Consider the following 7,221-nt stretch of genomic DNA (forward strand, 5'->3'; position numbering starts at 1 on the left):
CCCATCCCGGTCCCCGCGCTCTGGCGGGACCGGCTGCGGGAAGACCGGGGCAGCGAGGCGATCACCGCCGCGATCGTCACCCCCCTGCTGCTGATGCTGCTGTGCATGGCCATCGCCGGAGGCCGGATCGTCACCTCCGGAGCCAAGGTCGACGCCGCCGCCGAGGACGCCGCCCGCGCCGCATCCATCTCCCGCACCTACACCAGCGCCCAAGCCGAAGCCTCTGCCGCAGCCGCCCGCTCCCTGAACGACCAAGGCATCCGCTGCGCTTCGACATCGACGAGCATCGACTCCTCCGGGCTGGCCGTCCCGCTCGGCCAGGTCGGCACCGTCACCGTCACCATCTCCTGCACCGTTCCACTCTCCGACCTGCTGCTGCCCGGCGTTCCCGGGAGCAAGACCATGACCAGCTCGTTCACCTCCATCGTCGACGCCTACCGCTCAAGGGAGTCCTGACATGCAGGCCCCGACCACATTCCGCGCGCGGCCGCGTAACGACGAGGGCGGGATCGCCATCTACACCGCGATCGTCACCGTCGCCCTGTTGGGCATCATCGGCCTGGCCATCGACGGCGGCGGCAAACTCCGCGCCACCGAACGCGCCGACGCGGTCGCGATGGAAGCCGCCCGCGCCGCCGGGCAGGCCATCGATCCCGCCTCCGCCGTCACCGGCACACAGATCCGCATCGACCCCGAAGCCGCCCAGGCCGCCGCCTACGCCTACCTCGCCCGGGCCGGCACCCAGGGCACCGTCAGCCTCACCGGCGACCGAACCCAGCTGACGGTCACCGTGAACGACGCCTACCCGACCACGCTCCTGTCCGTCGTCGGGATCGGATCCATGGACGTCACCGGCCACGGCACCGCCCGCCTGCTGCACGGCGTCACCCAGCCCGAATAGCAACCCGCGCAAGAAGGGGCCCGATTCATGCCCAAGCCCACCACCACCCGCAAGCCACCCGGCCCCGGCCGGGCGAGCGGGATGCGTACCGCGGCCGCCCTGCTGCGCGGCCTGCTCAGCCTGGCCGTCCTGCTCGCGCTGCTGGCCGGCCTGCCGGCGCTGCTGTGGTGGGCCACCTCCATCGTCGGCCCGCCCGGACTCGCCGCCCTCGGCTCCCTGTTCTCCACCGACGACTCCGGACAGGTGTTCCTCCTCGCTCTCGCCGTGGCCGGATGGGTCGGCTGGGCGCTGTTCGCGTGCGCGGTGCTGCTGGAGATCCCGGCGCAGCTCCGCGGCCGCGCCGCCCCGCAGATCCGCGGCCTGGTCGGACAGCGGGCCGCGGCCGCCCTCGTCGGCGCCGTGCTGCTTGGCCTGCCGGCCACCACCGCCCTCGCCGCCCCCGCCTCCGCGGCCCCCACCGCCCCGGCGGTGAGCGTGAGTGCTCCCGCCGTAGCCGACACCCAGACCGGCAGTGGCCACGCCGCCACGCCGGCCGGTGAGAGCGCGGCGGTGACACATAGGGTGCGCGATGTGCGGCCCGCCGAGAGCCTGTGGTCGATCGCCGAGACCACCCTGGGCGACGGCCAGTGCTGGGAGGACATCGCCGCCCTCAACGAGGGCCGCATCATGGCCGACGGCACCGTTTTCCACGCCCAGCTGCCCATCCAGCCCGGATGGATCCTCCACCTCCCCGCCGGTGCCAACCTCCCGCAGACCGAAGGACTTCAGCCCCAGGGACACACCACCGCCGCGTCGACCGGAAACACCGACGAGTACAGCGTGCGGGAAGGCGACAGCCTCACCGACATCGCCGAGCAGCAGCTCGGCGACGGCGACGCCTACCCGGCGATCTTCGAGCTGAACAAGGGCAAGCCCCTGCCCGGCGGCGGATCCTTCACCGACCCGGACCTCATCTACCCCGGCCAGCGACTCTCCCTGCCCTACCCCAGCCAGCCCACCGGCCCGCCCGCCACCGGCACGACCCCGTCTGCCCCGCAGGAATCGCGGACCGATCCAGGCCCCGCCGAGAAGCCGTCCGACCCGCTTCCCGCACCGTCTGCAACGGCGGCCAAGCCCGCCCCCTCCGCGACTGCTGCGCAGCCGGCCCCCACACCGTCCGCCACGACAGCCCCGACCTCTGCGCCGACGACTTCCCCGTCCACCACTCCGTCCGTGGCGACGGCATCGCCGTCCAACACGGCGCCTGATGCCGCCACGACGCCCGCCCCGAGGGCTGAAGCCACCGCAGGCCATCTCAACCTCGCGCTCGTCGCCGGGATCGGAACCCTGCTGGCCGCCTCCCTTTCCGGGGCGCTGGGCGTACGGCGGATCCTGCAGCAGCGCCAGCGCCGCGCCGGGCAGACCATCGCCCAGGACAGCGACCCCACCACCCTCGAACAACTCCTCTCCGCGACGTCCGAGCCGGCCGGGATCGAGCTCCTCGACCGCACTCTGCGCACCCTCGCCCACCACGCCGACGAGGAAGGCCGGGACCTGCCCGCGTTGCGCGGCGCCCGTCTCGACGCAGACGGTGTTGCCCTCCTGCTGGACGAACCCGCCGAACCCATCGCCCCATTTGCCGGCGGCGCCGACACGCGGACCTGGGCTCTGGACCCCGACGCGGTGCTGCTGCCCGCCGACCAGGCGAAGGATGTCTTGGCCCCGTATCCGGGGCTGGTCACCCTCGGCGCGACCGAGACCGGTCTGCTGCTGGCCGACCTCATGACCTGCAAAGTCCTGCTCCTGGACGGCGAAGGCGACGAGGTCCTCGAAGTCGCGCGCGCCCTCGCCCTGGAGCTGGGCTCGTGCGCCTGGACCGACTACAGCGAGATCCTCACCGCCGGACTCGGGGCCCGCCTCGCCGGCCTGCTCCCCCAAGGACGGATCCGGGCCATGCCCCACCTGCCCGCCGTCGCCGCCGACCTCGGCGAACTCCTCCTCGAAGCACACCAGAACGGCGGCCAGCAGGTCCTGCCCTGGCTGCTGGTCGGCGCCGCGGACAGCGAGGAGGAACACGTCACCCAGCTCGCCGACGCGCTCTCCGCCGCCCGCAACCTGCACACCGCCATCGTCCTGCCCGCCACCCCCGCCACCCGCCGCGCATTCCCCCACGCCGAAACCCTCGACACCCACCGCGACCAGGACGCCCTCCTCGCCACACTCGGCGAACCCGTGACCCTGCAGCGGATCACGGACGAGCAGTACCTGCAGTACGTCCACGCGCTGCAGGTATCCCTGCAAGAACCCGAACCGGCGACCGGGGCGTGGGAATTCACCGAAAGCCACGAACAGCCGGCCGCCACCGGAGCGCCCCTGACCGTGCGCGTCACCAGCGAAGACGCCCACGACCCGGGCAACCCTTTCCCCGCCCTCCTCGCCGGACTCGCCCCCACCACCCCCGTCGCCACCGAGGCCACCGAGGCCACCGCCAGCAGCTCCCCGCCCCCCGCCGCCACGCCGAACGAGCACGCCCGCCCTGGCCAGTCGGCCACTCCAGCTCCCGTCCCCGCGGCCCGGACCGCTCCTGTAGCTGACGACGATGACACGGTCTGCATCGAGATGCTGGGGCCGCTGCGCATCACCGGCGGACTCGGATCCGCGCACACCCCCCGCACCACCGCCATCGCAGCCCTCATCCACCTCCGCCCCGGACGCAGCGCCGAATACCTCTGCCAGGCCATGGACCCCGTCAACCCCTGGTCCGTACGCAGCCTCCACTCACGCCTCTCCGAGCTGCGCAACCAGATCGGCCTCACCGACGACGGATGGCCCCTGCTGCCCCGGCCCAAGAACGCCGGCGGGTACACGTTCCACCCCGCTGTCACCTCCGACTGGGAGCTCTTCCAGCAGCTGGCCTCGCGGGGGCTGGCCGCCGGCCCCGAGCACGGCATCGCCGACTTGGAAACCGCGATGGGGCTCGTGCGCGGCAAGCCGTTCGACGGCCGCACCCTGCCCTGGGCCGACCCCGTCATCCAGGACATGCTGTCCCGGATCACCGACACCGCCCACACCCTGGCCCGCTGGCACACCGACGGAGTCCTGCCCGACCTGGACGCCGCCCGCCGCATCGTCCACAAGGGCCTGGATGTCGAGGAGACCTCAGAAGTCCTCTACCGCGACCTGCTGACCATCGAAGCGGCCGCAGGCAACGACGCCGCCATCCGGCGCACCGTCGCCCGCATCCAGCAGATGGCCCGCACCTTCGACCTGGATCTGGAGGCTGCCACCGAGGACACCATCACCGCGGTCCTCTCCGGTCAGAGCGCCTCCACCCAATCCGCGCGCTGACACAACAAGGCGGGCACAAGCGGGCCGCGGGACCACTCCCGCGGCCGCACAACCATCAGGACGTCGTGGTGCGCAGTGTGCCCCGCGCATGCCGGGCCGCCGCAAGGAGCTCGGCGCGGGCGGGCCCCTCCCCGGTCGGCGGCCGGCCACGCCACTCGGCCCGTACGTCCGCGACCGCCTCGCAGACGGCTCGGACCTCGGCGGCCAGGTCGTCGTCGAGGCCCTGGGACTGCGGTCCGGTCACCACCGCCGCGCCGTACAGCCCGTACGGCAGCTCGATCCCCCGCCAGACGCAAGCCAGCGCCCACACAGCCAGGTTCATCGGCAGCCCATCCCTCTGCCCGCTGCCGTGGACGTGCAGGACAGCGCGCCGGTGGTAGACCCCGGTGTCCGCCGGGCCCCCGACACCGGCCCGGATCAGCAGACCTTGCTGCACCACGTCATCAGGCCACGGCAGCACCGTCACGGCGCCATCGGCATCGACACCCAGAACCGAACTCATCGCACAGCCTCCCCAGTCGTGAAGAACTCGTCAGCGTAGCCGCCGCCACTCACCGGGCACCGTTGTCGAACTCACCGGCTTCACCACTGGACGCCGGAACCGGGGACGACCTGCTGACCGATGACCAGCGGCCTCGCATCGGTCATGACCGGTGACCGACAAGCCCACTACCGGTCACCGGCCCCGTGGAGGCGGCGGTGACCAGAGGGATCGGCACCGGCCAGTACGCCAGTTTCGCCCCGGACCGGTCACCACTCAGCGGGCGCCGCCACGGGTCTCTCCGGCCCGCCTCTCACTCGCAGGCACCGGCTCCAAGGGCGACCAGCACTGCGACCGGCGACCGGGTATCGGTCATGGCCGGTGGCCGACGAGCCCCCGACCGGTCACCGGCCACGATGCGCCCGACTGAATCGGTCACCGGTCACTGCGTCGGTCACGCCCCGAACCGGTCACCACTCACCGGGCGCCGCCGCCGAACTCACCGACCCGCCCGTCGCCTGGGCGTGGAGCGGAGGGCGACAAGCACGGCGACCAGCGGCCCCACATCGGTCATGACCGGTGACCGACAAGCCCACTACCGGTCACCGGCCCCGTGGAGAGCGGCGGTAACCAGCGGGATCGGTCACCGGTCAGCGGCCGCCGGGTCGGTCACCAGCTGCTCCCCGTTCGGGCGGCGACGGACCGGTGACCGATCTTCGGGGTGGTCAGTCACCGGTCGCCGACGGCAGTATCGGTCACCACTCACCGGTGTGCACACAGCTACTCACCAGCCGTCGTCGCCGAACTCACCGGTCCACGCCGTGCGCGCAGGCGGTGGAGCGGAGGACGACCAGCCCGGTGACCGATAGCCGGCCAACAGGCGTCGGTCGTGACCGGTGACCGATGGCGCGCCGCTCACCGGCCGTCCACGTCGGATCGGTCAGGCACCCACTGGTCACCGGTTCCCGGAGGGAGCACGGGCCGCCAGTCACCGGCGCCCTGATCGGTCACCACGTGGGAGGCACCGATCACCGGATCGGTCACAGGCGGACCGGTGCCCATCGGCCATCGGTCAAACCACAGGTCACAGCGGTGTTGCTGCTGAGATCGGTCACGGTGAAGCCTTGGACACGCCGGCGCTTCGATGGCCTCGCCCTGAGGCCAGCAGCTGAGGAACAGGGGTTGGGAGGCTTCGCATCGCGTGCAGTCGGTGACTGGCAATCGGTATGGGCCATGGCCGGTCACTCACCGATCTAGTCACCGAATCCGTCACCGGTCGCGCGACCACCACGAGCCTGTCACGCCGTGCCCGGTCACGGGAAGATCGGTCATGCCCGGGATCCCGGGCATGACATTGACCGCTGACCGACGCCGGTCAGCGGCCAACGGGGGCTCCAGTCGGTCAGCCGCGGACCGACCGCAGGTGCGCGCGTCCCTGCCGCCGCCGACGCTCCTCCAAAAGCTTGGCCGCTTCGATGACGCGGCGCTGGCCCGTCTTGGGCGACACCCCAAGGCGTCGAGCGGTCTCAGCTCCGGACAACTTCTTTCCTGCGTCCTGGGCTTCGGTCAGCCACTGGGCGACCAGCTCGATCTCCTGCTGGATCGGGTCGACGTCGGGCTCGTCGGTCTGCTGCTGGGGCACCCGGGCGGTGGCTTCGCCGGTGTCGGTCACCTCAGCAGTCCACGGCTGTGCCTCGCCTGCCGGAGCGGGCACCGAGGTGTCAGCGGACCGATGCCGCTCAGAGGTGCTGTGCATCGGCACGTCGGCCTTTGCCGAGGCGGTGGGCGCCGGAACGGGTGCCCACGTGGCTGACGCGGGGCGTGCCAGTTCTGCCGCATGCCCCGCTCCCGCACGCGGCTCCCCGAAGAAGGGGTGCGGCTGGCGGGCAGGCGCCGGGGTTCCGTTGGCCGCGGCCACCGGCATGTCGTCCGGCTCAGGCGTGACGTCGGCCGGGTTTCCAGCAAGGTCGTCGGCCGGGGCGCCGACGGGGTCGAGGCCGGCCTCGCGGAGGTCTGCCAGCACCGGCTCCAGGAGCTCGTCCGCGAGCAGCCCACCGGTCTCCGGGTCGGTCACGCCATATCGCTGAGCGATGAAGGCGGCGAGCTGCTCAGCCGTCGGGAAGCGTCCGAACTGCCCGATGAAATCCCGGCTGGCCCCGTACAAGTCGACCGGCGCGGCCGCGGGAGCCCAGCGGGAAGCGCCGGCGCTGACTTCTCCCCCGGCGATGTCCACGGAGGGGTCCGGGCCCTGCTCCGTGGCCGTGTCCTCATCCGGGGAGGGAACGGCAACGGGGAGTGCCGGTGCCGCAGCCGGGGCGAGCGCCGCGGGCACGGTCCGGGGCGACAGCAGCGCCGGGTCGATGCCAGCTGCGGACAGGCCTTCCGGCGCCGTCTGCGCCAACGGCACGCCGATCCGGGCCAGCCGCAGCGGCATCAGCGCCTCCACCGGAGCCTTGCGCCGCCAGCTGCGCCCGTAACGGGCCTGCAGGCGGGCCTGGTAGATCAGCCGGTC

The 7,221-nt window shown here is 72.4% G+C and carries 4 protein-coding genes and 1 pseudogene; 3 read left to right on the forward strand and 2 right to left on the reverse strand.

Features of this window, described 5'->3' with window-relative positions:
• Positions 1 to 3: 3 nt before the first annotated feature.
• From AB0O21_RS34190 to AB0O21_RS34200, 3 genes are read left to right on the forward strand one after another with little or no spacing between them, the layout of a single operon-like run.
• The gene (locus tag AB0O21_RS34190) at positions 4 to 456 is read left to right on the forward strand and encodes a TadE/TadG family type IV pilus assembly protein (RefSeq protein ID WP_365177792.1); all 453 of its coding nucleotides are present in this window, start codon (positions 4 to 6) and stop codon (positions 454 to 456) included.
• 1 nt (position 457) lies between these two features.
• Positions 458 to 901, forward strand: coding sequence for a pilus assembly protein TadG-related protein (locus tag AB0O21_RS34195; protein WP_365177778.1), 444 nt, complete (start codon positions 458 to 460; stop codon positions 899 to 901).
• A 27-nt stretch (positions 902 to 928) separates the two neighbouring features.
• On the forward strand, positions 929 to 4,228 hold the full coding sequence (locus AB0O21_RS34200) for a LysM peptidoglycan-binding domain-containing protein (protein WP_365177781.1): 3,300 nt from the start codon (positions 929 to 931) through the stop codon (positions 4,226 to 4,228).
• Between the two features lie 55 nt (positions 4,229 to 4,283).
• Here the strand turns inward: AB0O21_RS34200 and AB0O21_RS34205 are convergent, their stop codons facing one another.
• A complete protein-coding gene (locus tag AB0O21_RS34205) occupies positions 4,284 to 4,730 on the reverse strand; it encodes a hypothetical protein (protein ID WP_365177784.1) in 447 nt (148 codons plus the stop codon).
• A 1,381-nt stretch (positions 4,731 to 6,111) separates the two neighbouring features.
• A pseudogene (locus AB0O21_RS34210) lies at positions 6,112 to 7,221 on the reverse strand (hypothetical protein); the annotation flags it as partial.

The organism is Streptomyces sp. NPDC091371 (genome assembly GCF_040684275.1).
Taxonomy (GTDB): Bacteria; Actinomycetota; Actinomycetes; order Streptomycetales; family Streptomycetaceae; genus Streptomyces.